Source organism: Derxia lacustris (assembly GCF_002105195.1).
GTDB lineage: Bacteria > Pseudomonadota > Gammaproteobacteria > Burkholderiales > Burkholderiaceae_E > Derxia > Derxia lacustris.
On the sequence record NZ_MUHU01000050.1, the window covers coordinates 18,747 to 42,480 of the forward strand.

Annotated in this window: 22 protein-coding genes; 13 read left to right on the forward strand and 9 right to left on the reverse strand. The window is 68.0% G+C overall.

All coding sequences use genetic code 11. From position 1 onward, the window contains the following. Positions 1-5: 5 nt before the first annotated feature. Positions 6-1,013 carry an adenosine deaminase gene (locus B9P64_RS21750; protein ID WP_085318199.1) on the reverse strand — a complete coding sequence of 336 codons (1,008 nt, stop codon included), beginning with the start codon at positions 1,011-1,013 and terminating at the stop codon, positions 6-8. 169 nt (positions 1,014-1,182) lie between these two features. On the opposite strand from B9P64_RS21750, the gene B9P64_RS21755 reads away from it, so the two are divergent. Beyond that, complete coding sequence (locus tag B9P64_RS21755) at positions 1,183-2,301, forward strand: alpha/beta fold hydrolase (protein ID WP_176256927.1); 1,119 nt, start codon at positions 1,183-1,185, stop codon at positions 2,299-2,301. On the opposite strand, the gene B9P64_RS21760 is transcribed toward B9P64_RS21755, so the two are convergent. After that, positions 2,291-4,687, reverse strand: a complete 2,397-nt coding sequence (locus B9P64_RS21760) for a Tex family protein (RefSeq protein ID WP_085318200.1) — start codon at positions 4,685-4,687, stop codon at positions 2,291-2,293. The two genes, B9P64_RS21755 and B9P64_RS21760, sit on opposite strands and share 11 nt — an antisense overlap. 48 nt (positions 4,688-4,735) lie before the next feature. On the opposite strand from B9P64_RS21760, the gene B9P64_RS24740 reads away from it, so the two are divergent. After that, on the forward strand, positions 4,736-5,440 hold the full coding sequence (locus tag B9P64_RS24740) for a hypothetical protein (protein WP_139826463.1): 705 nt from the start codon (positions 4,736-4,738) through the stop codon (positions 5,438-5,440). A gap of 10 nt (positions 5,441-5,450) precedes the next feature. Here the strand turns inward: B9P64_RS24740 and B9P64_RS21775 are convergent, their stop codons facing one another. Continuing rightward, positions 5,451-6,260, reverse strand: coding sequence for a PP2C family protein-serine/threonine phosphatase (locus B9P64_RS21775; RefSeq protein WP_085318203.1), 810 nt, complete (start codon positions 6,258-6,260; stop codon positions 5,451-5,453). A 115-nt stretch (positions 6,261-6,375) separates the two neighbouring features. Here B9P64_RS21775 and B9P64_RS24745 point away from each other — a divergent pair, with 115 nt between their 5' ends. Together B9P64_RS24745 and B9P64_RS21785 are read left to right on the forward strand one after the other, a co-directional pair. Next, entirely contained in the window at positions 6,376-6,579 is a 204-nt protein-coding gene (locus B9P64_RS24745) for a YdcH family protein (RefSeq protein WP_139826464.1), read from the forward strand. 110 nt (positions 6,580-6,689) lie between these two features. Continuing rightward, entirely contained in the window at positions 6,690-8,840 is a 2,151-nt protein-coding gene (locus B9P64_RS21785; RefSeq protein WP_085318204.1) for an ATP-dependent DNA helicase, read from the forward strand. A gap of 61 nt (positions 8,841-8,901) precedes the next feature. Here the strand turns inward: B9P64_RS21785 and B9P64_RS21790 are convergent, their stop codons facing one another. Next, the gene (locus B9P64_RS21790) at positions 8,902-9,687 is read right to left on the reverse strand and encodes an outer membrane protein assembly factor BamD (protein WP_085318322.1); all 786 of its coding nucleotides are present in this window, start codon (positions 9,685-9,687) and stop codon (positions 8,902-8,904) included. Positions 9,688-9,794: 107 nt separating this feature from the next. On the opposite strand from B9P64_RS21790, the gene B9P64_RS21795 reads away from it, so the two are divergent. From B9P64_RS21795 to B9P64_RS21840, 9 genes are all read left to right on the forward strand, one after another. Next, complete coding sequence (locus tag B9P64_RS21795) at positions 9,795-10,847, forward strand: RluA family pseudouridine synthase (protein WP_085318205.1); 1,053 nt, start codon at positions 9,795-9,797, stop codon at positions 10,845-10,847. Continuing rightward, positions 10,840-11,625, forward strand: coding sequence for a peptidoglycan editing factor PgeF (gene pgeF, locus B9P64_RS21800; RefSeq protein WP_085318206.1), 786 nt, complete (start codon positions 10,840-10,842; stop codon positions 11,623-11,625). Before B9P64_RS21795 ends, pgeF begins: the two co-directional genes overlap by 8 nt. A gap of 315 nt (positions 11,626-11,940) precedes the next feature. Further along, the gene (phaC, locus tag B9P64_RS21810; RefSeq protein ID WP_085318208.1) at positions 11,941-13,779 is read left to right on the forward strand and encodes a class I poly(R)-hydroxyalkanoic acid synthase; all 1,839 of its coding nucleotides are present in this window, start codon (positions 11,941-11,943) and stop codon (positions 13,777-13,779) included. 94 nt (positions 13,780-13,873) lie between these two features. Beyond that, complete coding sequence (phbB, locus tag B9P64_RS21815) at positions 13,874-14,611, forward strand: acetoacetyl-CoA reductase (protein WP_085318209.1); 738 nt, start codon at positions 13,874-13,876, stop codon at positions 14,609-14,611. A gap of 109 nt (positions 14,612-14,720) precedes the next feature. Next, positions 14,721-15,284, forward strand: coding sequence for a polyhydroxyalkanoate synthesis repressor PhaR (phaR, locus tag B9P64_RS21820; protein ID WP_085318210.1), 564 nt, complete (start codon positions 14,721-14,723; stop codon positions 15,282-15,284). Between the two features lie 129 nt (positions 15,285-15,413). Next, the gene (rimO, locus tag B9P64_RS21825; protein ID WP_085318211.1) at positions 15,414-16,781 is read left to right on the forward strand and encodes a 30S ribosomal protein S12 methylthiotransferase RimO; all 1,368 of its coding nucleotides are present in this window, start codon (positions 15,414-15,416) and stop codon (positions 16,779-16,781) included. 172 nt (positions 16,782-16,953) lie between these two features. After that, positions 16,954-17,805: a ferritin-like domain-containing protein gene (locus B9P64_RS21830; RefSeq protein ID WP_139826465.1), complete on the forward strand. Its 852-nt coding sequence runs from the start codon at positions 16,954-16,956 to the stop codon at positions 17,803-17,805. A 223-nt stretch (positions 17,806-18,028) separates the two neighbouring features. Next, the gene (bktB, locus tag B9P64_RS21835; protein ID WP_085318213.1) at positions 18,029-19,210 is read left to right on the forward strand and encodes a beta-ketothiolase BktB; all 1,182 of its coding nucleotides are present in this window, start codon (positions 18,029-18,031) and stop codon (positions 19,208-19,210) included. Between the two features lie 73 nt (positions 19,211-19,283). Then, positions 19,284-20,510, forward strand: a complete 1,227-nt coding sequence (locus B9P64_RS21840; RefSeq protein ID WP_085318214.1) for a cystathionine beta-lyase — start codon at positions 19,284-19,286, stop codon at positions 20,508-20,510. Between the two features lie 10 nt (positions 20,511-20,520). Here B9P64_RS21840 and B9P64_RS21845 read toward each other — a convergent pair whose 3' ends face one another. The 5 genes from B9P64_RS21845 to B9P64_RS21865 form a co-directional block, all read right to left on the reverse strand. After that, positions 20,521-21,225: a hypothetical protein gene (locus tag B9P64_RS21845; RefSeq protein WP_085318215.1), complete on the reverse strand. Its 705-nt coding sequence runs from the start codon at positions 21,223-21,225 to the stop codon at positions 20,521-20,523. Next, the gene (locus B9P64_RS21850; RefSeq protein WP_085318216.1) at positions 21,222-21,419 is read right to left on the reverse strand and encodes a hypothetical protein; all 198 of its coding nucleotides are present in this window, start codon (positions 21,417-21,419) and stop codon (positions 21,222-21,224) included. The genes B9P64_RS21845 and B9P64_RS21850 overlap by 4 nt, the downstream gene beginning before the upstream one ends. Positions 21,420-21,508: 89 nt before the next feature. Further along, entirely contained in the window at positions 21,509-21,883 is a 375-nt protein-coding gene (locus B9P64_RS21855) for a DUF4870 family protein (protein WP_085318217.1), read from the reverse strand. A gap of 23 nt (positions 21,884-21,906) precedes the next feature. Further along, positions 21,907-22,764, reverse strand: a complete 858-nt coding sequence (gene serB / locus B9P64_RS21860) for a phosphoserine phosphatase SerB (RefSeq protein WP_085318218.1) — start codon at positions 22,762-22,764, stop codon at positions 21,907-21,909. Between the two features lie 36 nt (positions 22,765-22,800). Then, positions 22,801-23,709 carry a DNA ligase gene (locus tag B9P64_RS21865; RefSeq protein WP_085318219.1) on the reverse strand — a complete coding sequence of 303 codons (909 nt, stop codon included), beginning with the start codon at positions 23,707-23,709 and terminating at the stop codon, positions 22,801-22,803. Positions 23,710-23,734: the final 25 nt, after the last annotated feature.

Here is a 23,734-nt window from a genome sequence, read left to right on the forward strand (position 1 = left end):
GCGCGTCAGCCGGCCGCCAGCAGCGCGTCGATGCGCGCGAGATGCGGCTGCTTCTCGGCCTCGGGCAGGAAGGCGGCCTCGATGGAATTGCGCGCCAGCTGCGCCACCTCGGCGCGCGTCAGGCCGAGCGCCGCGGCGGTCTGGCGATAGTTCTCCAGCACATAGCCGCCGAAATAGGCCGGGTCGTCGGAGTTGACCGTGACCGCCACGCCCTGGTCGAGCATGGTCTTGAGGTTGTGCTCGGCCAGCGTCCTGAACACGCAGAGCTTGACGTTGGACAGCGGGCAGACGGTGAGCGGCATGCGCTCGGCCACCAGCCGGGCCATCAGCGCCGGGTCTTCCAGGCTGCGCACGCCGTGGTCGATGCGGCTCACCTTGAGCAGATCGAGCGCCTCGTACACGTAGGCCGGCGGGCCTTCCTCGCCGGCATGGGCGACGGTCAGATAGCCGAGCTCGCGGGCGCGCGCGAACACGCGCTCGAACTTGCTCGGCGGATGGCCGACCTCGCTCGAATCGAGGCCGACGGCGGTGATCCAGTCGCGCCAGGGCGTGGCGGCCTCCAGCGTGGCGAAGGCGTCTTCCTCGCTCAGGTGGCGCAGAAAGCACATGACGAGCCGCGAACTGATGCCGAACCGGGCGGCGGCGGCGTCGAGCGCGCGCTTGAGGCCGGGCATGAACACCTCGAAGCCGATGCCGCGCGCGGTATGGGTCTGCGGATCGAAGAACAGCTCGGTGTGCACCACGCCGTCGGCCTGGGCGCGTTCGAGATAGGCCCAGGTCATGTCGTAGAAGTCCTGCTCGTCGCGCAGCACGTCGGCGCCGGCGTAGTAGATGTCGAGGAAGGACTGGAGATCGCTGAAGTCGTAGGCGGCACGCAGCGCCTCGACGCTCGGGTACTTGAGCGCGACGCCGTGCTTGCCGGCGAGGCGGAACACGGTCTCCGGTTCGAGCGAACCCTCGATGTGCAGATGCAGTTCGGCCTTGGGCAGGGCGCGCAGGAAGTCGTCGTTCATGGCTGGCTCGCGGAAGAGAAGGGCGGCGAAAGCGCGAAGTTTGCTTGAGCCGGACTGCGCATGGGCATCGGCCGACCGGCGTGCGCTGTCATCGATCGATACCGATGCCGCCTCGGCAGCTTGCGATGATGCGCTGCAACACCGCTCCTCCCTTCATAACGAGAACGCCATGCACGACTCACTCCTGCCGCACACCTTCAGCGCGCTGTCGATGACGGCGCACAGCTTTCACCGGCTGGCCGCGAGCCGCTGGGCCTGCGCCGAGCCGCAGGCGCGGCTGATCTGCGCCCACGGCCTCACGCGCAACCGGCACGACTTCGAGCCGCTGGCGCGCGCGCTGCAAGCCGAGATCGAGGTGCTGAGCTTCGATTTCAGCGGCCGGGGCGACAGCGACCGGCTGGCCGCGCCGAGCGATTACGGCTTTGCCCAGTACGAGATGGATGCGCTGGCGGTGCTGTCGGCGATCGAGCATCGCGCGGCGGCCTGGCCCACGGCGCAGCGGTCGCACGGCCCCGAGCCGCAGGCGCGGGTGCGCCATCACAAGCCCAACTGGTGGCAGCGGCTGCTCGGCTTTCGGCCGCCGCTGGTGCTGGGCGGCGAGGAGGCGCCCGAGCCGGCGCGTCATCCGCGCGGCCGGCTGCCGACGGTCTGGCTCGGCACCTCGATGGGCGGCCTGGTGGGCCTGATGCTGGCGGCGCGCGCCAACACGCCGATCGATGCGCTGGTGCTCAACGACGTGGGCCCGATGGTGCCGTGGACCGGCATCTCGCGGCTGGCCAGCTATGTGGGCCGGCACACGCGCTTCGACACCCAGGAAGAGGTCGAGGCGCATCTGCGCGACGTCTGCCGTGACTTCGGCCCGCTCACCGACGAGCAGTGGGCGACGCTCGCCGCCACCAGCGCCGAGGCCGACGGCAAGGGCGGCCATGCGCTGCGCTACGACCCGGCCATCGCGCGCGGGCTGGCGCTGGGCGGCGGGCTGTTCGGCCGTACCGGCCTGCGCTGGTGGGAGGGCGTCGACCTCTGGCATCTGTGGGAGCAGGTGCATTGCCCGGTGCTGGTGCTGCGCGGCGCCGAGTCGGACATCCTGCCCGAGGCGGTCGCGCGCGAGATGCAGCGGCGCAAGCCGCAGACGCGCGTCGTGGAGTTCGCCGGCGTGGGCCATGCGCCGGCGCTGGTCGATGCGGCGCAGATCGCCGAGGTGCGCCGCTTTGTGCTGGAGCAGGCGGCGCGGGCGCCGGCGCGCGCCGAGCCGCCGCTCGGTCAGCTGCGGCCGCTCAGCGCTTGAGCTTGGCGAAGGCCGCCGCCATCGCCGAACCGGCCGCCGGGCCGGCATCGCGCGAGCTGCGCTGTTGCGCGCCCGGGCCATCGCGGCGTGCGCCGCCGCCGTTGCGCGAACCGCGATCCTCGCCACGCGCGCCACCGGCCGCCGGCTTGGCGCCGATCTCGTCATCCAGCCGCATCGTCAGCGCGATGCGCTTGCGCGGCAGGTCCACTTCCATGACCTTCACGCGCACGATGTCGCCGGCCTTCACCACCTCGCGCGGGTCCTTGATGAACTTGCTCGACATGGCCGAGATGTGCACCAGCCCGTCCTGGTGCACGCCGATGTCGACGAAGGCGCCGAAGGCCGCCACGTTGGTGACGGTGCCCTCCAGCACCATGCCCGGCTGAAGGTCGCGCAGGTCTTCCACGCCTTCGCGGAACTCGGCCACCTTGAACGAGCCGCGCGGATCGCGGCCCGGCTTTTCCAGCTCGGTGAAGATGTCCTTCACCGTCGGCAGGCCGAAGCGCTCATCCACGAACTGCTCGGGCCGCAAGCCCGCCAGCGCCGCGCCCTGGCCCATCACCTCGCGCAGGCTTTTCTGGATGCGCGCGAGGATGCGTTCGACCACCGGATAGGCCTCGGGATGCACGGCCGACGCGTCGAGCGGCTGCTCGCCGTCGGTCACGCGCAGAAAGCCCGCCGCCTGCTCGAAGGTCTTGGCGCCGAGCCGCGACACTTCCTTGAGCGCGGCGCGGCTGCGGAACGGGCCGTGCTGCTCGCGGTGCGCCACGATGTTGCGTGCCACGGTCTGGTCGAGGCCGGACACATAGGCCAGCAGCGGCGCGCTCGCGGTGTTCACGTCCACGCCGACCGCGTTCACGCAATCCTCCACGACGGCGTCGAGCTTTTCGCCGAGCTGGCGCTGGTTCACGTCGTGCTGGTACTGGCCCACGCCGATGGCCTTGGGCTCGATCTTGACGAGTTCGGCCAGCGGGTCCTGCAGCCGCCGCGCGATGGAGACGGCACCGCGCAGGCTCACGTCCAGCTCCGGAAATTCCTTCGCCGCGAATTCCGACGCCGAGTAGACCGACGCACCGGCCTCGCTCACGACCACGCGCGTCAGATGCAGCTCGGGCAGCTTGGCGATGAGTTCATCGGCCAGCTTCACCGTCTCGCGCGAGGCGGTGCCGTTGCCGATCGCGATCAGCTCGGCGTTGAAGCGCCTGGCGAGCGCGGCGACGCTTGCGAGCGCGCCGTTCCAGTCGCGGCGCGGCTCGTGCGGATAGATGGTGTCGGTGGCCAGCAGCTTGCCGGTCGCATCGACGACCGCGACCTTGCAGCCGGTGCGCAGGCCCGGGTCGAGCCCGATGGTCGCGCGCATGCCGGCCGGCGCGGCCAGCAGCAGGTCCTTGAGGTTCTGACCGAACACGCGGATGGCCTCGGCGTCGGCCTTCTCGCGCAGTTCGCCGAGCAGTTCGGTTTCGAGGCCGGGTTGCAGCTTCACGCGCCAGGCCCAGCGCACGACGCTCGCCAGCCAGGCGTCGCCCGGGCGCACCGTGGCCGCGCGCCGTACGCCGACCACCGCCGCGACGATGGTTTCGCAGGGATGCGGCTGCTTGGCTTCGACCAGCGCCTCGGCCGCATCGTCGAGCGTGAGCGCAATGCCCAGCAGCCCGGCCTGCCGGCCGCGAAAGATGGCGAGCGCGCGGTGCGAGGGCACGGTGCGCCAGGTTTCGGCGTAGTCGAAGTAGTCGCGGAACTTGTCGGCGGCGGTGGCGTCCTCGGCGCGCTTGGCTTCGACCACCTTCGAGCGCACCACGCCTTCGGTGCGCAGCTTGTCGCGCAGGCGGGCGAGCAGGTCGGCGTTCTCGGCAAATTCCTCGGCCAGGATGTCGCGCGCGCCGTCGAGCGCGGCCTTGGCGTCGGCGACCGCCTCGGTGATGAAGGCGGCGGCCTCGGCTTGCGGATCGAGCGTCGGGTCGGCAAACAGCTTGCGCGCCAGCGGTTCCAGGCCGTTCTCGCGCGCGATCTGCGCCCGCGTGCGACGCTTGACCTTGTAGGGCAGGTAGAGGTCTTCGAGCGTCTGCTTGGTATCGGCGGCGGCGATGGCGGCCGTGAGTTCCGGCGTCAGCTTGCCCTGCTCATTGATGCTCGCCAGCACGGCGGCGCGGCGGTCTTCCAGCTCGCGCAGATAGACCAGACGCTCGGCCAGCAGGCGCAATTGCGTGTCGTCGAGCCCGCCGGTCACTTCCTTGCGATAGCGCGCGATGAAGGGAACGGTGGCGCCTTCGTCCAGCAGGCCGATCGCCGCCCGGGCCTGTTCAGGTCGCGCGCCAAGCTCGATTGCAAGCTGGGCGATAATCCGCGCCTCGGTCTGTTCCGGTCTGCGATCTTGTTCCTGAGCCATCCAATACCTCTTTCCCGTCGGGCTGCTGCAAAGGGCGCGCATTGTGCCATGGCGGTTTTGGCCGTTTTTGCGCTCGTTTCCCCTGCGCAGGCGGCCGCCGAAGGCGATCCGATCCAGGCCCCGGCCACGGTCGTGAGCCGCGATTTCCCGCCCAACAGCTTTGGCGGCGAAGGCCGCATCGCCGCCGCGCGCGCCGCGGTCGAGCAGGCCCGGCACAGCGTCGCCTGGGCTGTCTACGACGCCGAAGTCGCCTGCCACCGCCGCTTCCTCGTCTCGAACTGCCTGCGCGACGTCAAGCTGCGCGCCCGCAGCGCCTATGGCGAATTGCGCGAGGTGGAGCTGGGCGCCGTCCGCACCGAGCGCGAGGCCGCCGACCGTGATCGCCAGCAGGCGCGCGACCGTGCCGCCGCCGAGGCCCTGGCCGGCAGCGAAACCGCCCGCGTCCGGGCCGAGCAGGATCAGGCCGATCTGGCGCGGCGCCAGGCCGAATCCGAACGCGCCCGGACCGAATTCGACGCTGCCGCGCCGGCGCGCGAACGCAATGCCGATGCCGAACTGCGCCGCCGCGCCGAGCGCGAGGCCGCGCGCGACAAGGCCATCGCCGAGCAGGCCGCGCAGCGCGCCGCCGCCCAGCGCGACTACGAGCGCAAGCAGACCGAGGCCCGCGCCCGGCAGGAAGAAATGGCGCGCCGCCGCGCCGAGCGTCAGGGCAATGCCAGCCCGGCACCCGCCGCCTCAGACGCGCAGCAGTGAGCGAGTCGATTCAGGCAGCGTCGTTTTCCAGCAACTTCACGATGGCAAAGGTGCAGTTGTCACCCTTGCCGCGGGCTCGGTAGCGCGCGTGCTCGATCAGCGATTCGGACGCTTCTCGGGCCGATCCGGCGGTGACCATCTGGCCGAGTTCCTCGTCGGAAAAGTAATGCCAGAGCCCGTCGGTGCAGAGCAGAAAACTGTCGCCGGCGGCAATGTCGCGGGTTTCTCCGAAATCGATGACCGGCGGCTTTTCGGTGCCGAGCGCACTTGTCAGTACGTGCCCCATGCGATGGTGGGCCGCGCCTTCGCGATCGAGTTTTCCAATCCGGATCAAGTGCTCGACATAGGAATGATCGGTGGTGCGGAATTCGAGCTTCGATCCCTTGAAGTAGTACAGGCGCGAATCGCCGACATGGGCCCAACTCACCAAATCGGGCTGGATCACCATTGCGGCGAAAGTGCTGTGCGGTTCTTTCTCGGCGGTGGCGCCCGTCAGCTGAATGACGGTATGCGCTTCGCGGATGATTTCGGCGAGAAGATCGGGAACCGACTGATGCGCCGGATTGAAGTCGTCGAAAAGCGTGCGCGAGGTGGAAAGCACTTGCTCTGCCGCCAGCGCACCGCCGGTGCGCCCGCCCATGCCGTCGGCCACCACGGCCAGCGCGCAGCCCGAGGCACGGCGGCTGGTGAACACGCCGGCCCGATCCTGCTGCTCGCGCCGATCGCCGATATGCTGGCCGATGCACGCCGACAACAGAAAACGCGCCGAACCCAGTCGTGACGGAAGATGTTGCGGCGTGGTGCGACGCAGCGAAGGCATTACGCTTTCCTCACCGGGCACAATTGCGGAGTTGGACGGATATTGTCGGGGCGCCATCATTGGCACAGCGTTTCCAGCATGGCAGTCAATCAAATACACGAACCGGAGGCCGGTCTTGGCAAAAGATCTGGATGCAATCGCGAAGCAAATCATCGAATTGCAAATCGAGCACCGCGATCTCGACGATGTGATCACGCGGCTTTGCGCTACGCCGGTCCAGGATGAACTTCAAATTCGTCGCCTGAAGAAGAGAAAACTGCAAATCAAGGATCAGATCACCTGGTTGCAGATCCAGTTGACGCCGGACATTCCAGCATAGCGATGCCCGGTCGCGCGTGATTTCGCTCACTAGGCGTTGCGACGATTAAAACGTGATTCGACCGCTTTTCAAACAATCGCTTCGCCCGTAAGGGGTATAGCCACCGCCGACTGGAAAACTCCCTGGTGACCGATTCGGAACTTCCTCCCAGCGAAACCGCTCCGCCGCCTGTCGTGTCGCCCGGCGCGCACGATGCGGAGGTCGAGCGGCTGTTCGCCGCCGACGGTCCAGTCGCGCAGGCCGCAGGTGGTTATCGGCCGCGTGCGGCACAACTGGAGCTGGCCAAGGCGATCGCCGAGGCGATCGCGCAGCGCGGCGCGCTGGTGGCCGAGGCCGGCACTGGCACCGGCAAGACCTTCGCCTATCTGGCGCCGGCGCTGCTGTGGGGCGGCAAGGTCATCGTGTCGACCGGCACCAAGACCTTGCAGGACCAGCTCTATCACCGCGACCTGCCGGCGGTGCGCAAGGCGCTCAACGTGCCGGTGACGGTGGCGCTGCTCAAGGGGCGCGCCAACTATGTGTGCCACCACCATGCCCGGCGCGCGCTCGACAGCGGCCAGTTCGGCACCCGCGAGGAAGTCGCGCAGCTGCGCCGCATCCGCAGCTTCATGCTCACCACGCTCACCGGCGACAAGGCCGAACTGGCGTCCGTGCCCGAAGGCTCGCCGGTCTGGGCCCAGGTCACCTCCACGCGCGACAACTGCATCGGCACCGAATGCGCCGATCACAAGGACTGCTTCGTGATGAAGGCGCGCCGCGAGGCGCAGCAGGCCGATGTGATCGTCGTCAACCATCACCTGTTCTTCGCCGACCTGATGCTGCGCGACGAAGGCATCAACGAGCTGCTGCCGGCGGCCAACACGGTCATCTTCGACGAGGCGCATCAGCTGCCCGATACCGCGACGCTGTTCTTCGGCGAGTCGCTCGGCAGCTCGCAATTGCTGGAGCTGTGCCGCGACACGGTCGTCGAGGGGCTGGCGTCGGCGCGCGACGCGGCGCGCTGGCCCGAGCTGGTGGCGCCGCTCGAAAAGGCGGTGCGCGATCTGCGCCTGAGCCTGCCCGGACCGACCGGTGGCCAGACCCGCGCCGCATTCAAGCTGGCCGCGAGCCAGGTGGCGGTCGCGTCGCCGTTCTGGCCGGCGCTCGACGAGCTGAGCCGCCAGCTCAGGAACGTGTGCGCTGCGCTCGACGATCAGGCGGTGCGCAGCGAGGAGCTGGAAGCGCTGGCGCGGCGCGCCAACGAGCATGCCGCCCGGCTCGCGCAATGGCGCAGCGAAGCCGGCCTGCCCGCTGAGCCGCCCGAAGACGAGAGCGAAGCGCCGACCGCCGTGCTGCCGCTCGAAGGCGGCGAGGCCGCTTCCGACGACCCCGACGACGCGGCCGACGACGACAAGCGCAGCAACTGGGTCTGCTGGATCGACGTGTTCGCGTCGAGCATCCAGCTGCACCGCTCGCCGCTGTCGGTGGCGCGCATCTTCCGGCGCGAGCGCGAGGGCTCGCAGCGCGCCTGGATCTTCACCAGCGCCACGCTCGCGGTGAAGCGCGACTTCAGCCATTTCACGCGCCGCATGGGTCTCGACGACGCGCGCGCCGAATCCTGGCCAAGCCCGTTCGACTATCCGAACCAGGGCCTGCTCTATGCGCCGCCCGGTCTGCCCGAGCCGCAGCATCCCAATTACATCGAGGCGGTGGTCGAGGCTGCCTGGCCGCTGATCGAGGCGGCGGGCGGGCGCGCCTTCTTGCTCTGCACCACGCTGCGCGCGGTCGACAAGGCGGCCGATCTGCTGCGCATCCGGCTGGAGGAGGCGCGCATCCGGCTGCTCAAACAGGGCGACCTGTCGCGCGGCGAGCTGCTCGAGACTTTCCGCAAGTCGGAGCGCGCGCTGCTGATCGGCAGCCAGAGCTTCTGGGAAGGCATCGATGTGCGCGGCGATGCGCTGTCGCTGGTCATCATCGACAAGCTGCCGTTCGCGCCGCCCGACGATCCGGTGCTGGCGGCGCGACTGGCCAAGCTCACCGCCGACGGCGGCAACGCCTTCGCGCACTGGCAGCTGCCAGAGGCGGTCATCACGCTCAAGCAGGGCGCCGGCCGACTGATCCGCAGCGAAACCGATTGCGGCGTGCTGATGATTTGCGACCCGCGGCTCATCTCGAAGCCCTATGGCAAGCGCATCTGGCAGAGCCTGCCGCCGTTCCGTCGCACCCGGGTGCGCGACGAGGCCATCGGCTTCCTGCGCGACTGCCTCGCGCCACGCGGCTGACAACAAAAAAGCCGCGCCATGACAGCAGCGGCTTTTTCGGGGGTGGCTCAGGCGCGACGCCTTACCAGAACTGCCACCAGCGCTTGTCCGGCGTCGGCAGGCCGTTCTTCAGATACAGGCTGTTCGGGAAGTTCTGCGCCAGCACGCGGCCCACGTCGTCGCGCTGCTGTTCCATGCCGAGTCGCTCGTAGGACGCGAACATGAGATAGAGCGCCTCCTCGTTCGACAGCGTGGTCTGGAAGTCGCTGATCGCGGTCTGCGCGCGGTTGAGCGCCGCCACATAGGCACCGCGCCGGTAGTAGTAGCGCGCCACATGCAGCTCATAGGCCGCCATCGCATTGACCAGCCAGCGCATGCGCGCGCGGCCATCGTCGGAGTAGCGCGAGTCGGGATAGCGCTCGACCAGTTCGCGGAAGGCGTCGAAGGAATCGTGCAGTGCCTTGGTGTCGCGCTCGGTCGGATCCTGGCGCGAGATGCGGCTGAGGAAGCCGCTGCCGTCATTGAAATTGACCAGCCCGCGCAGATAGAACATGTAATCGGCGTTGGGATGGTTGGGGTACTGCTTGACGAAGCGGTCGATGGTCGCGAGCGACTGGGCGATGTCGCCGCTTTTCCACTGCGCATAGGCCTGATCCATCATCGACTGCTGCGCAATGCGCCCGAAGGGATAGCGCGACTGGATCTGGTCGTACTTCTTGCTCGCTGCATCCCAGGCGCCGCCGCTCAGGTCTTCCTTGGCGTCGGCATACAATTCCTCGGCGCTCTGGTTTTTCTTGGGTGTGCTGCCGCAGGCGCCCAGGCCCGCAATCATCGCGACAACCAATACCGCCCGCGCCGCGCTGCGCATCCAGATTGCCTGCCGCGCCTTGTCGGACCGGCTTGCGCCGCCCCGCGTGATCCGCTCCGCCATTCGAGTACAACCCGTTCAACAAAAGCGCCGAGTATAGAGGACCGATGGTGATCAATTTCGGCACGGCTAGCGCCGCAATTCCGGGCCCCGACGATGCCGAAAGCGACGACGACCAGGTCTGGTCGGCCAGCGCCCACGGCGTCGCGCCGCTCATTGCGCTTGCCCCCATGGACGCCGCCGGCGAGCGCATCGACCGCATCGCCGCCCAGCTGTTCTCCCAGCATTCGCGTGCCCGCATCCAGGCCTGGATCGAGGACGGCCGCCTGTCCATCGACGGCAAGCCGGCCAATGCCCGCAGCAAGCTGCGCGGCGGCGAGCAGCTCAGCCTCGATCCGGCGCCCGATCCGGCGTCGATGGCCTTTTTGCCCGAGCCGATCGACTTTCCGGTGCTGTACGAGGACGCGACGGTCATCGTCATCGACAAGCCGGCCGGGCTGGTCGTGCATCCGGCGGTCGGCAACTGGTCGGGCACGCTGCTCAATGGACTGCTGCACCGCTATCCCGAGCTGCGCGCGCTGCCGCGCGGTGGCATCGTCCACCGGCTCGACAAGGACACGTCGGGGCTGATGGTGGTGGCGCGCACGCCCGAGGCCCAGACCGATCTGGTGCGCCAGTTGCAGGCGCGCAGCGTGTCGCGGCGCTATCTGGCGCTGTGCTGGGGCCGACCGGCCAGCCGCAGCGTCGATGCCGCCATCGGCCGCGATCCGCGCGAACGCACGCGCATGGCCGTGGTGTCGCACGGCAAGCCGGCGGTCACGCACATCAACTGCGTCGCCACGGTCGATTTCGACGCGGCCGGCGGGCCGGTCAGCCTGATCGAATGCCGGCTCGAAACCGGTCGCACGCATCAGATCCGCGTGCATGCGTCGCATATCGGCTTTGCGCTCATCGGCGACCCGGCCTACGGCAATCCGCGCCGCACCCGGCTCGACCGCGAACTGCTGCCGCATCAGGCGCTGCATGCCTGGCGGCTCGCCTTCGATCATCCGGCCGACCAGTCGCGGCCTGAACTCCACACCGCGCCCCCGGCCGACTTCGTCGCGCTGGCCGAGCGTCTGGGCCTTGCTTCGGCGCTCGCCGCCCTCGGCGATGACTGAGCACAGCGCGCCGCCGCTGCTGCATCCCGACTGGCCGCTGCCTGACCGTGTGCGCGCCTGCTGCACCACGCGGATCGGCGGCGTCAGTACCGGCGCCTATGGCGGTGCGGACGGGCAGGGCGGACTCAACCTCGGTACGCATGTCGGCGATGCCCCGGCGGCGGTGGCGGCCAACCGCCAGACCGTGACCAGGCTCGCACTCGACGGTGCGCAGCCGGTCTGGCTGGAGCAGGTACACGGCACCGAGGTGATCGAACTGGACGGCAGCAGGCCGGCAGCGCCGCCGCGCGCCGACGGCGTGTGGACGCGGCGTCCCGGTCTCGCCTGCACGATCATGACTGCCGACTGCCTGCCGGTGCTCATCGCCGACCGTCAGGGGCGTGCGGTCGGCGCGGCGCATGCCGGCTGGCGCGGGCTGGCAGACGGTGTGCTTCAGGCCACCGTCGCCGGCATGCGGGCAGGCCTTGCGCCGTTGTCGCTCGATCTCGTCGCCTGGATCGGTCCGCACATCGGCCAGCCGGCCTTCGAGGTCGGCGGAGAGGTGCGCGAAATCTTTCTGGACCGCATGGCGGATTGCGATGCCGCATTCGTGCCCGGCATCGGCGGACGCTGGCACGCCGATCTCGCCGCGCTCGCGACCCGGGCGCTGAGGGAGGCCGGCGTGACCGTCGTGCTGCGCGACAAGGCTTGCACCGTGCGCGACAAAGAACATTTCTATTCGTACCGGCGCGATGGAACGACTGGACGGATCGCGAGCTTCATTTGGCTGGCGACTTGATCTTTCTCACGCGCCGGCTTCGTCATTCTGGTTAGTGTCCGCCTCGCGACTTCGGCGTGCCTGTTGCAAACGCCGATGTGGACCGCCAAAGATATACATGAATATCCCGAGTGGCAGCGCGCCATAAAAGACGAAAGTCAGTACCCCACCGACTACCGACGTGGTGATTGCTTCCGCACTCCCCATCAGGAGCGTTACGAATAACCATGCAATTGCAATGATGTACATTTATCTTGGAATGACTCTTGTTCCGCACATGCCGCCGGCCATCCTGCGCAGCAGCTAATTCGCGTAGTACAACACGGAGACGACCGCATGGCCAACCCGCACACCGCTTCCTCCGAAGCCACGCCCAAGGCATCCACTTCCGCTTTTGGCGCATTTCCCGCCAATCCCTTCAAATTCGATGCGGCAGCCATGACGGCGCCATGGTCGCAATTCACGCAAATGGTCGGCAGCGCCGGCACGCCCGGCGGCCCGGCCGCCCAGGACTGGCTCAAGAAACTCATCGAGCCGTCCAAGCTGGCGGAAATCCAGTCCGATTACATGCGCGAGCTGGGCGAGCTGATGCGCGCCAACTGGCCCGCCGGCAATGCTGAAAACACTGCTGCGCCCAAGGGAAAACCCGTCGCCGACCGCCGTTTCCAGGCGCCCGAGTGGAACGACGGCGGAACCTACGAAATGCTGTCGCGCATCTACATGCTCAATGCGCGCACGCTCACCCGGCTGGCAGAAGCCGTCGATGCCGAGCCGCGCGTCAAGCGCCGCATCAGTTTTGCGGTCAGCCAATGGGTCGATGCAATGTCGCCAGCCAATTTCCTCGTGACCAATCCGGAAGCGCAGCGAAAGTTGGTGGAAACGCGCGGTGAAAGCCTGCGGTCAGGAATTGCGAATCTGATTGGCGATGTTTCAAAGGGTCGCATTTCAATGACCGACGAATCCAAATTCGAGGTCGGCGTCAATGTGGCGACCACTCAGGGCTCGGTGGTATTCGAATCCGAGCTGTTCCAGCTGATTCAATACACGCCGCTCACCGGAGAAATCGACAAGCGTCCGCTTCTCATGGTGCCGCCCTGCATCAACAAGTTCTACATTCTCGATCTGCAACCCGAGAATTCGATTGTCCGTTACATGCTTGAGCAGGGTCATCCCGTATTCATGCTCAGCTGGCGCAATCCCACCAAGGAATGCGGCAACTGGTCCTGGGCTGATTACGTGGAGCGCGGCGTGATTTCCGCGATCGAGACCACGGCGGCAATTGCGGCCGAAACCACCGGTGCCGACAAGATCAATCTGCTGGGCTTTTGCGTCGGCGGCACCTTGTCGGCGTCGGCGGTGGCGGTGCTGGCCGCGCGTGGCAGGCAGCCGGTGGCCAGCCTCACGCTGCTGACCACGCTGCTCGATTTCTCCGATTCGGGCGTGCTCGATGTGTTCATCGATCCGGCCATCGTCGCGCTGCGCGAGGAGCGCATCGGCAAGGGCGGGCTGCTGCCGGCCTCCGATCTCGCCACCACCTTCAATTTCCTGCGCCCCAACGATCTGGTCTGGCCCTACATCGTCGGCAACTATCTCAAGGGCGAAAAGCCGCCGGCCTTCGACCTGCTGTACTGGAACAGCGACAGCACCAACCTGCCGGGCCCGATGTACTGCTGGTATTTGCGCAACACCTATCTCGAAAACAAGATCCGGATCCCGAATGCCACGTCGGTCGGCGACACACCGCTCGATCTCGGCAAGATCAAGCTCCCGGTCTATTTCTACGGCTCGCGCGAGGACCACATCGTTCCCTGGGAATCGGCCTATGTGTCGATGAACGTGCTCGGCGGCATCGATCGCCCGCGCTCCTGCTTCGTGCTTGGCGCTTCCGGCCATATCGCGGGCGTCATCAATCCGGCGTCGAAGAACAAGCGCAACTACTGGGTGCACGAAGGCGTCGGTTTCGGCGGCAAGGGCAAGCGCGGCGATTTCCCCGCCACGCCCCAGGAGTGGTTCGACGGCGCGACCTCGGTGGTCGGCAGCTGGTGGCCAAACTGGTCCACCTGGCTCGACCAGTTCGGCGGCGGCAAGGTCGCCGCACCGGCAGCGCTCGGCAGCCGCAGCTACACCCCTCTCGAACCCGCCCCGGGCAGCTACGTCAAGGTCCGCGTCGTCTGACCGCACCGACCACTGCTCTCAACCCCGCCTCGCGCGCCTGCCATCTACCCAACCCGGGCAGGCCGCGAAGGAACATCCACCACAGGAGATGAAAATGGCTCAGAAACTCGCTTACGTGACCGGCGGCATGGGTGGTATCGGCACCGCGATGTGCCAGCGCCTCGCGACCAACGGCTTCAAGGTCATCGCCGGCTGCGGCCCGAGCCGCAACTTCGAGGAATGGCTCAGCGAGCAGCGCAAGCTCGGCTACGACTTTTATGCGTCGGTCGGCAATGTGAGCGACTGGCAATCGACGGTCGAAGCCTTCGAGAAGGTGAAGGCCGAGCACGGTCCGGTCGACGTGCTGGTGAACAACGCCGGCATCACGCGTGACGGCGTGTTCCGCAAGATGACGCTCGACGATTGGGCGGCCGTCATCGACACCAACCTGAACAGCGTGTTCAACGTGACCAAGCAGGTCATCGGCGACATGATCGATCGCGGCTGGGGCCGGATCATCAACATCTCGTCGATCAACGGCGAGAAGGGCCAGTTCGGCCAGACCAACTACTCGGCTGCCAAGGCCGGCATGCACGGCTTCACGATGGCGCTGGCGCAGGAAGTGGCCAACAAGGGCGTCACGGTCAACACGGTTTCGCCGGGCTATATCGGCACCGACATGGTCCGCGCAATTCGCCCCGATGTGCTCGAAAAGATCGTCAGCACCATTCCGGTCAAGCGTCTTGGCGCGCCCGAGGAAATCGCCTCGATCGTCGCCTGGCTTGCATCTGATGAAAGCGGTTTTGCCACCGGCGCCGATTTTTCGCTCAACGGCGGTTTGCACATGGGCTGAAGCGGCATAGTTCGCTCAGGCTGGGCGCTCGCCAAAGAGGGGCGGGCGCCTTTTTGCATTCAGGCATATCTGCTTTCGGCCAGACTGGCCGGCTTCAAACGAGGACACCATGGCGGCAAACGGCATGCGCATGATCAAGAAGTACCCGAACCGGCGCTTGTACGACACCGAGACCAGCACCTACATCACGCTTGCAGACGTGAAGCAACTGGTTCTCGATCACGAAACCTTCCAGGTCATCGACGCCAAGTCTTCGGAAGACCTGACGCGCAGCATCCTGCTCCAGATCATCCTGGAAGAAGAATCGGGCGGACTGCCGATGTTTTCGGCCGAAATGCTGGCCAACGTGATCCGTTTCTACGGCCACGCAATGCAGGGAATGATGGGTTCGTATCTGGAAAAGAATATCCAGGCGTTCATCGAAATCCAGGCCAAGCTGCAAGAGCAATCGAAGGCACTCATCGACAACAAGGCATTCGCGCCCGAGGTCTGGACGCAATTCATGAATGTGCAGGCGCCGATGATGCAAGGGATGATGACCAACTACATCGAGCAGTCGAAAAACCTTTTCGTGCAGATGCAGGATCAGATGCAGCAGCAGGCGCGCACCATGTTCAGCGCGTTTCCGTTTCCGGGCCAGCAGCCCGGCGGCAAGCCTGACGAAACCGATTGATTGCGGGCCGCGATTCGGTCTCGCCTAGAATCGCGGCTTTCCAACCTGGTCGGCAGTGCAGTCCCGCCGGCCCGGCAAACCCGCACAAATGAATACGCGCTCGCCCAACGGCGGGCGCGTTTTGCTTTCATGGCCCAAGAAAACCCTGCTGATCGCCCCGTCAATGCCACGCCGCGCGTGGGCTTCGTTTCGCTCGGCTGCCCCAAGGCGCTGAGCGATTCGGAGCAGATCCTCACGCAGTTGCGCGCCGAGGGTTACGACACCGCGCCCGACTACCAGAGCGCCGACCTCGTCATCGTCAACACCTGCGGCTTCATCGACGCGGCGGTGCAGGAATCGCTCGACGCCATCGGCGAGGCGCTCGACGCCAATGGCAAGGTGATCGTCACCGGCTGCCTCGGCGGCAAGAAGGACGCGGGCGGCGACGAGATGGTGGCCAAGGTCCATCCCAAGGTGCTGGCCGTGACCGGCCCGCATGCCACGACCGAGGTGATGAACGCGGTGCATCTGCACCTGCCCAGGCCGCACGATCCGCATACCGATCTGGTGCCGCCGCAGGGCGTGCGGCTGACGCCGCGCCATTACGCCTATCTGAAGATCAGCGAGGGCTGCAATCACCGGTGCAGCTTCTGCATCATCCCGAGCCTGCGCGGCGATCTGGTCTCGCGCGACATCGGCGACGTGATGCGCGAGGCCGAGGCGCTGAAGAACGCCGGCGTTAAGGAGCTGCTGGTCATCTCGCAGGACACCTCGGCCTATGGCGTGGACCTGAAATACCGCGCCGGCTTCGTCAACGGCCGGCCGGTGCGCACGCGCATGACCGAGCTGGTGCAGGAGCTGGCCCAGCTCGACCTGTGGGTACGGTTGCATTACGTGTATCCGTATCCGCATGTGGACGAGGTGATTCCGCTGATGGCTGAGGGCAAGCTGCTGCCCTATCTCGACGTGCCGCTCCAGCACTCGCACCCCGATGTGCTCAAGCGCATGAAGCGGCCGGCGTCGGGCGAGAGCAATCTCGACCGCATCCGCGCCTGGCGCGCGATCGCGCCCGACATCACGCTGCGCTCGACCTTCATCGTCGGCTTTCCGGGCGAGACCGAGGAGCACTTCGCGCATCTGCTCGACTTTCTGCGCGAGGCCGAGCTGGACCGCGTCGGCTGCTTCGCCTACTCGCCGGTGGACGGGGCGGCGGCCAATGCGCTCGACGGCGCCGTGCCCGAGGAAGTGAAGCAGGAGCGGCTCGCGCGCTTCATGGAAGTGCAGGCGGCGATCTCGCAGCGCCGGCTCAGGAAGAAGGTCGGCCGCACGCTCAAGGTGTTGATCGACGAGGTGAACCAGGACGGCGGCGTCGGGCGTTCCTCGGCCGATGCGCCCGAGATCGACGGCGTGGTCTACGTCGCACCGGCCGACAAGCCCTGGAAGCGCTACAAGGCCGGCGACATCGTCAGCGTGAAGATCGAAGGCGCCGACGAGCACGACCTCTGGGGCTCGGTCTGACGCGGTCCACCGCCGCGTTACCGCCAGCGCTCGTTTGTAAGCGCCCCTGGCGCGAAAGCCGATCGCGCCCGGGCGCGCGCTAGCTTGGGCCTCCGTTCAATTCCGAGGGCGAGCAGGCGAGCCAGCTGAATCCCGTCCGGCGCCGCAGCGTCGCCCTTGCATGGAGGCATGCATGGCCGCTGAGCTGGCAACCGCAGACGCGCCCGCGCTCGATTCATCCCTGCCCTGGCACTGGGCCGACCTCGACTGGCGGACGCTCGATGCGCCGCGCGCGCATGACGAGACGCTGGTGGCGCTGATTGCCGCCGCGTCCTTCGTCGAGAGCACGACCGCCGTCTACACCCGCAATCTCGTCGAGCATTTCGGCGATCAGCCCGAGGTGCGCGACTGGCTCGATGCGCACTGGCGCGACGAGGAATTGCAGCACGGCGCCGCGCTGCGCGCCTTTGTCTGCCGCGCCTGGCCCGACTTCGACTGGCCGGCCGCTTACGCCGACTTCCGCGCCGACTATCTGCAACGCTGCACGATGGACGAGCTCAATCCCGATCCGGTGCTGGAGCTGGTGGCGCGCTGCGTGGTCGAGACCGGTACCGCGACGCTCTACCGCGCGCTGCGCGAACTGGCGCTGGAGCGCGACGAGCCGCTGCTGGCCGATCTGGCTGGCCGGATCATGCGCGACGAGGTGCGGCACTTCCGCCATTTCTATCGCTTCTTCGAGCGGCGCATTGCCGTCGAGCCGCGCTCGCGGCTGGCCTGCCTGCGCGTGATCGCCGCCCGTGCCGCCGAGGTGCGCGACGACGATGCCGCCTGCGCGCTGCGCCATGTGCATGCGCATCGCCAGGCGCGCCAGCCCGGCGACCGCGGCTTTGCCGCGTTGCGCGAGCGAGGCGCCCATCTGCTGCGCAGCCGCTATGCCTTCGACATGGCGGTGCGCATGGCGATCAAGCCGCTCGCGCTGCCGGAGCGCATCGGCGCCGCCATCGAGCGACCGGCGGTCTGGCTCATGCGCCGGCTCATGCACTGAGCGCCATGCGCTGCCACCGTCGCCCTACCGTCGGCTGACGCGCGGGCAAGCCCCTAGCGCCGGCCGCCACGATCGACGCGGGTTTGCGGGCAAACACCCAAGCCCGGCGTCACGCATCGGTGAAAAGATCGAAGATTCACATGCGCTGCCGTACGGGCTCCCGGCCCCGGGGCGCGCGGCGGGTCAGGCCCGCTTCCATCGCGCCGGGATCAGGGAGAAATCGATGAGCCGAGAAGTCGTAGTTGTCAGCGCCGTGCGCACCGCCATCGGCGAATACAACGGCGGACTCAAGGATGTGCCGCCGACCGAGCTGGGCGCACTGGTGGTCAGGGAGTCGGTCGCGCGCTCCGGTCTGGCGCCGGAAGAGATCGGCCATGTGGTGTTCGGCCATGTCATCAACACCGAGCCGAAGGACATGTACCTGTCGCGCGTCGCGGCGCTGAACGGCGGCCTGAGCAAGGACACGCCGGCCTTCAACGTGAACCGCCTGTGCGGCTCGGGCCTGCAAGCCATCATCAACGCCTCGCAGTCGATCCTGCTCGGCGATTGCGATTACGCACTGGGCGGCGGCGCCGAGAGCATGAGCCGCAGCCCCTACATCCTGCCGACGGCACGCTGGGGCGCGCGCATGGGCGACACGCCGATGATCGACATGATGGTCGGCGCGCTGACCGATCCGTTCGAGCGCTTTCACATGGGCGTGACGGCCGAGAACGTGGCGACCAAGTACGGCATCACGCGCGAGGAACAGGACGCGCTGGCGGTCGAGTCGCATCGGCGCGCGGCGGCGGCGGTGGCGGCCGGCTACTTCAACGATCAGCTGGTGTCGGTGCTGGTCAAGAGCCGCAAGGGCGATGTCGAGTTCCGCACCGACGAGCATGTGCGCGCCGGTGCCTCGATCGAGGATCTGGCCAAGCTGCGGCCGGCGTTCAAGAAGGACGGCACGGTCACGGCCGGCAATGCGTCGAGCCTGAACGACGCCGCCTCGGCGGTGGTGCTGGCGGAGCGCGGCGCGGCCGAGAAGCGCGGGCTCAAGCCGCTGGCGCGGCTGGTGGCCTACGCGCATGCCGGCGTCGAGCCGTCGATCATGGGCATCGGCCCGGTGCCGGCGTCGCAGAAGGTGCTGGCGCGCGCCGGCCTGCGCGCCGACCAGCTCGACGTTATCGAGGCCAACGAGGCGTTCGCGGCCCAGGCGCTGGCGGTCACGCGCGGGCTGGAGCTGGACCCGGCCAAGGTGAATCCGAACGGCTCGGGCATCTCGCTCGGCCATCCGATCGGCGCGACCGGCGCGATCATCACCACCAAGGCGATCCATGAGCTGCATCGCATCGGCGGTCGCTATGCGCTGGTGACGATGTGCATCGGCGGCGGGCAGGGCATCGCGGCGATCTTCGAGCGGCTGTGAGCCGGGGCGACGGCGCGCGCCGATTTAAGCTGCGCGCTCCGTCGCCCGTCCGGGTGCGTCTTCCTCCGCCGTCATGAGCCACCCCCAGAACGATTCCTCCGCAGCGCCCGAGGGCAGCGCCAATGCCCTCGACACCCGACTCGCCCAGGCCGGCTATCAGGCGCCGGGCAGTTTCGAATCGCTGGTGGCGCCGATCCATCACGCGTCCACCGTCGTCTTCCCCAATCTGGCCGAGATGCGCGCCCGCAATTGGGAGCGCGACGATGTCTACACCTACGGCCTGCACGGCACGCCGACCACGCGAGAGCTGGAAGACCGGCTCGCCGACATCGAGGGCGGCCGGCATTGCGTGCTGGCGCCGAGCGGTCTGGCGGCGATCTCGATGATCGATTTCGCCTTCCTCAAGACCGGCGACGAGCTGCTGCTGCCGCACAACGTCTACCTGCCCAACCGCGAACTGGCGCGCACCTTGCTGGCCGATCTGGGCATCGTCGCGCGCCACTACGATCCGCTCGATGCGGCCGCGCTGAGCCTGCTCATCACGCCGCGCACGCGGCTGGTCTGGCTGGAGTCGCCCGGCTCGGTGACGATGGAAGTCGCCGATCTGCGCGGACTGGTGGCGGTGGTGGCCGCCGCCAACGCCCGGCGCCCGGCCGCCGAGCGCATCGTCACCGCGCTCGACAACACCTGGGGCGCGGGCCTGGCGCTCAAGCCCTTCGAGCTGGGCATCGACGTGTCGATGCAGGCGCTGACCAAGTACCAGTCGGGCGGCTCGGATGTGCTGATGGGCGCCGCCATCACGCGCGATCAGGCACTGCATCTGCGGCTCAAGACTTCGCACATGCGCACCGGCCTGGGCGTGGGCGCCGACGATGCCTGGCTGGTGCTGCGCGGGCTCAAGTCGCTGCCGCTGCGCTATGCGGCGCACGACCGCGGCGCGCGGGCGCTGGCGCACTGGCTGGCGGCGCGGCCCGAGGTGGCGCGGGTGCTGCATCCGGCGCTGCCGTCCTGCCCGGGCCATGAGTTCTGGCTACGCGATTTCAGCGGCGCGGGCGGGCTGTTCTCGGTGGTGTTCGATGCGCGCTACGGCACCGCCCAGGTCGAGCGCTTTGTCGAGGCGCTGAAGCTGTTTCCGCTCGGCTATTCGTGGGGCGGCGCGTCGAGCCTGTCGATGATCTACCCGCCGTCGCGCACCGGCACGCTGAGCGAGAAGGGCGCGGTCGTGCGCTTCAACGTGGGGCTGGAAGCGCCGGACGATCTGATCGCCGACGTGGCGCAGGCGCTGGCCCAGCTGGGCTGAAGCGCGCGGCTCAGTTGAGCCCGTGCGCCGCCACGCCGCCGAGCGACAGCCGGCTGAGCGCGACCGCCATCCCGGCCGGGCCGCTGCCGCGATACAGCACGCAGGGCTTGCCGGCATGACGGCAGCGGTCGCGCAATTGCGTGAGGCCGGCATCGTCGACCGCATGGCTTGGGCAGAGCACCACGTCGGCGGCGGCGAGCGCATCGGCGCCGGCATCGTTGCGCTGCACCAGCGCAAAGCCCAGGCGGCGCGCAAAGCCGTCGCAGATGCGCGCCAGCCCGGGCTCGGCGCCGACGCAGAGCACGCGCGGGCCGGCATCGGCGCCGCTGTCGCCGGTCTGGGCGGCGAGCAATTCTTCAAGTGCGGTGCGTTCGTCGAGCAGCTCGTCGCGTTCGCGCGCAAACCGGCTGGCTTCGGCGCGGGCGTCGGCGAGCGTGCGCGTGAGTTCCCAGATGCGGCCGACGCCGGCGGCGAGTTCGCGGTTGGCATGACCGAGCTGTTCGGCACGGTCGCGCTGGGCGGCGGCATCGGCGCGGGCGGCGTCGGCCCGCGCTTCGGCGGCATGGCGTTGCGCTTCGCTCAGCAGCAGCTGCTCGCGCAGCGCATCGATCTGGCGCAGCAGGACGGCTTCGCGCTGGCCGTGGCGACGGCGTTCGCGTACCAGGCGTTCGAGCAGATGCGCCTGTTCGCGGCGCGGCGGCGTGGTGGCGTTCATGCGGGCGCTCCGGCCTGATCGAGCAGCCGCTCGGTCATGGCTTCGCAGAGCGACTTGAGTTCGGCATCGAGATCGCCGCTGTCGACCAGTCGTTCGAGCAGCAGCGCCGCGCGGCGCGCCGCATGCCGGCAGCCGGTGAGGTCGTGCCGCAGCAGCTGGTCGAAGCTGCCGATCCAAAGTTCCGGGTGAGTCATGCCGCTCTCCGAGTCGCGCCGATTGCGCTGGCGGCAATCTTAAATGCGAACGATTCTCATTAGCAAGCGAAACGCGCCGGAGCGGCGATTCAGCGCGGCGGCGGCAGGTTCATGGCCCGGCCATCGCTGAGATAAAGCCAGCCCTTGACGATGCGGTAGATGAGCCAGACCACCAGCACCGCATGCGGAATCCACACCACGAACAGCCCGAGCCCGAGCGTGACCACCACAAAGACCGCCAGCACCGCTGCCCACAGCAGCCCGAACCAGAAGCTGCGCATCTGCCAGCGGAAATGGCTTTCGAGCCAGGTGCCACGCACCTCGTCGAGCTTGAGGTAGTTGACGATCAGCGCCGCGACGGCGGTGACCAGCGTGAACCAGCCGAGCGCATACAGCGCATAGAGCAGGCCGGCGAGCTTGCGATTGGCAGCCTCGCGGTCATCGACGATCAGTACCTGGGACATGGCTCGGCCTTGGAGAAAACGCGTCAGGACAGCACGCGCAGCAGACCGTCGAGACCGCCGTGGTTGATCGCCACCTTGGCCTGCTCGCGCACCTTGGGTTTGGCGTGGAAGGCGACCGACAGGCCGGCGACGCCCATCATCCTGAGGTCGTTGGCGCCGTCGCCGACCGCGATGGCCCGGGTCGCCGGCACGCCCAGCTCGGCGCAAACCTCCTGCACCGTGCGCGCCTTGACCTCGGCATTGACGATCTCGCCCACCACGCTGCCGTCGAGCTTGCCGTCGGCAATGCCGAGCGTGTTGGAGCGCGCGTAATCGAGTGCAAGCCGCGCCTTGAGCTTGTCGGTGAAGAAGGTGAAGCCGCCCGACACGACCATGGTCTTGAGGCCGGCGCGCTTCGCCGCGTCGAGCAGCGTCTCGGCGCCGGGCGTGAGCTTCATGCGCTCCTCGTAGACGCGCTCCAGCGCCTCGGTGCCGAGGCCGTCGAGCAGCGCGACGCGGCGGATCAGCGACTCGTTGTAGTCGGTGATCTCGCCGCGCATCGCGGCTTCGGTGATGGCCGCGACCTGTTCCTTGCGGCCGCAGTAGTCGGCGATCTCGTCGATGGTCTCGATGGTGACCAGCGTCGAATCCATGTCGAGCGCCAGCAGCGCGAAGTCGGCCAGACGCGGCAGCTCGGCGAGCCAGACGTGGTTGAGCCGGTAGGCGGCGCAGAGCTCGGCCAGCGCCTGACGCGGGCCGGCCGTGTCGGGCGCATCGGCAAACAGAAAGCTGCGGCCGTCGTCGAGCAGGCCGTGCGGCCTGGGCGCGGCCACGCGCAGGCGGGCGCGGATGGCGTCGATGGCAAAGGGATCGACCTGGGGGCCGTGGACGACGAGATTCATGGGCTTGTGTGTGGGCAGGGTTGAACGGGGGCGGCGTCAGCGCAGTTCGTCGCGGTCGTCGCGCGGGCGCAGATAGCTCGCAAAGCGCGGCAGCTTCTGCTTCTCGGTGAAGCCGCTGTAGCGGTAGGTGATCCAGCTGCCGAGCGCCGGCGGCGTGCGCCGGTCGGCATCGCTCAGGCCGCTGCCGATGGCAAAGCGTTGGCCGTCGGGCGTCTCGACCAGCAGCGCGCCGACCTGGCCGGTGTACTTGCCGCGCCCGGGCTGATAGCCGATCACGCGCGCATCGGCATCGGGATGCAGCTTGAGCTTGAGCAGATCGTCGCTGCGGTCGGGCCGGTAGAGCGAATCGCCGCGATGCAGCATCAGCCCCTCGCCGCCGGCGCGCACGGTGCGGTCGAGCAGCACCTGCAGCGATTCCTGATCCTCGACGCGGAACTGGTCGACCAGCCGCACCCAGTCGGACTTGATCTCGGCCAGCACCTGCTTGAGCGCCGAGCGCCGGCGATCGAAGCTGACCGGATGCGCCGGCAGGTCGAACACCATGAAGCGGACATTGCGCCAGCTCGCGTCATCGGGCTTGCTGCGCCGGGCCAGCGCCGACATGGCCTCGAACTGGCCGCGCCCGAGCCAGAGCTCGCCGTCGAGCGGCATGTGCGGCAGTTCCTCGGTGAACCAGGCCGGCGCGGCAATTACCTGGCCGCTGCGCGTGAGAAAGCGTTCGCCGTCCCACCAGGCGCGCACGCCGTCGTACTTCTCGCTCACCCAGTAGTCGGGCAGGTTCACGTCGGCATGAAAGTCGTTGGCCAGCATCACCGGCGGCGGGCTGCCTTCCCACGGCGCCAGCGCCGCGCAATCGTGGCTGGCCATCAGCCCGGCGGCGCCGGCAAGGGTGAGCGCGAGCGCCAGGTTGCGCAGGCGGGCGGACGGGAGCGGGCGGTCGGTCATGGCGGGCGTCTCGGCGAAGGGGAGC